The organism is Lactobacillus sp. N54.MGS-719, from assembly GCF_000980505.1.
GTDB classification, from domain to species: Bacteria; Bacillota; Bacilli; order Lactobacillales; family Lactobacillaceae; genus Lactobacillus; species Lactobacillus amylovorus.
Genome location: NZ_LARO01000100.1, coordinates 1 through 1,418 on the forward strand (window position 1 = coordinate 1; position 1,418 = coordinate 1,418).

A 1,418-nucleotide genomic window follows, 5' to 3' on the forward strand; every position below is an offset into this window, starting at 1 on the left:
AAAAAATCTACTTATCCTGAGTCTCATGCAAGTCATTCATTTGCTTTGCAACTTCCGCAAAAATGTCCTGCACTTCTTGTTCACTCAACTTAAAGCCCTTAGCTTGCAAGCCATCAACTACTGCATTGCCAACTCGATTGATCTTCTTTTCATCAGATAAATTCTCTTGGTCATACATGTTGATGTAGCTTTTCATTAGATTGCTTGTAACGATACGCAATCTTTCCAGTCGTTTATTCTTAAAGTGAACATGACTCAAGATACCGACACTTACAACACTAATAACCCAAAACGCTAGAGCTATTAATTCAACGTAATCATGTATATCCATGATTCTTTCCTCACCTCTTTTTTCTTTATTACACAGCCATTGGCACCACCTCTTTATAGAAAATTTATCAACTTAATACTAATATCCGTTGACTAATATTAGTATTTATACTAATATAATGGTATAAGAAATAACCTTAAGCACATGATTCCTTTCTTACTTACACACGTGTTTCTAGGCTCTTTTCTTATTTCTTTCATATCTCGTTGACAGTTCTTATACTACGTCTATAAACTAATATTGTCAACACATTTTTAGTAAAAATACTTATTTAATAATTTGAAATATTCGGAGAATGCTTGCTATGATTGAATTAGAGCGTACTAAAGAATTAGCGAAAAAACATAAAATGAACTTACGTGAAGTGAATGATAAGGCTGGGTTAGGTACTAATTCTATCTATAATTGGAAAAATAAGAGGCCTGGTGGTGATGCCTTAGAGGCAGTTGCTGAAGTACTAAATACTTCAATCGATTACCTAAAAGGTAAAACTGATGATCCTACCCCTATACCTACAAAAGGACAACCAACTTCTATTCCACTAGACGAAGAAAAGCCTTATTCATATCATGGTTACAACGTTCCTGAGAGATATCTCAATATGATTCGAGGACTAATGGAAGATGACATTAAGGAAGGTCGTGCAGACAAGAAATGAGAAACTTAGGCAAAGAAGAGTTAATTGAGTACTTACTCAATTATGCTTTTAAGCACGGTCTTTCATACATCTTGGTTAAAGGAGAGCCATACGACCCAGCACTTTCATTTAAGAATGCTCATAAAATGGTAATCAATACTAATTGGCATAATCCTAATGAATTGCCTTTTATCATTGGCCACGAAATTGGTCACTTAATGCTAGGTGATTCAGGCATCGCCTATTGGCCTAGTTTTTCAGGGCAAAACTCAGAAGAAGAGGAAGCAGATCTATTTTCTCTTAAGATTATTTACGACTATTCCTGCAAAAATGGTGACTACATTCAAGAACCAGGGACCTTCATGCAAAGCTACGGCATCCCCGAAAGAATGGCCACCGCAACCAAGCAACTTTTCAAAGACAATGACGACCTAATGTAGCAAAAAACTG

3 protein-coding genes are annotated in these 1,418 nt (G+C 35.6%); 2 read left to right on the forward strand and 1 reads right to left on the reverse strand.

Going from position 1 to position 1,418, the window contains the following annotated elements:
* Positions 1-7 precede the first annotated feature (7 nt).
* Positions 8-331: a hypothetical protein gene (locus WS44_RS09250; RefSeq protein ID WP_003628386.1), complete on the reverse strand. Its 324-nt coding sequence runs from the start codon at positions 329-331 to the stop codon at positions 8-10.
* Between the two features lie 304 nt (positions 332-635).
* On the opposite strand from WS44_RS09250, the gene WS44_RS09255 reads away from it, so the two are divergent.
* Together WS44_RS09255 and WS44_RS09260 are read left to right on the forward strand one after the other, a co-directional pair.
* The gene (locus WS44_RS09255; RefSeq protein ID WP_046434091.1) at positions 636-989 is read left to right on the forward strand and encodes a helix-turn-helix transcriptional regulator; all 354 of its coding nucleotides are present in this window, start codon (positions 636-638) and stop codon (positions 987-989) included.
* Positions 986-1,408 carry an ImmA/IrrE family metallo-endopeptidase gene (locus WS44_RS09260; protein ID WP_046434092.1) on the forward strand — a complete coding sequence of 141 codons (423 nt, stop codon included), beginning with the start codon at positions 986-988 and terminating at the stop codon, positions 1,406-1,408. The genes WS44_RS09255 and WS44_RS09260 overlap by 4 nt, the downstream gene beginning before the upstream one ends.
* The last annotated feature ends 10 nt before the right edge of the window (positions 1,409-1,418 follow it).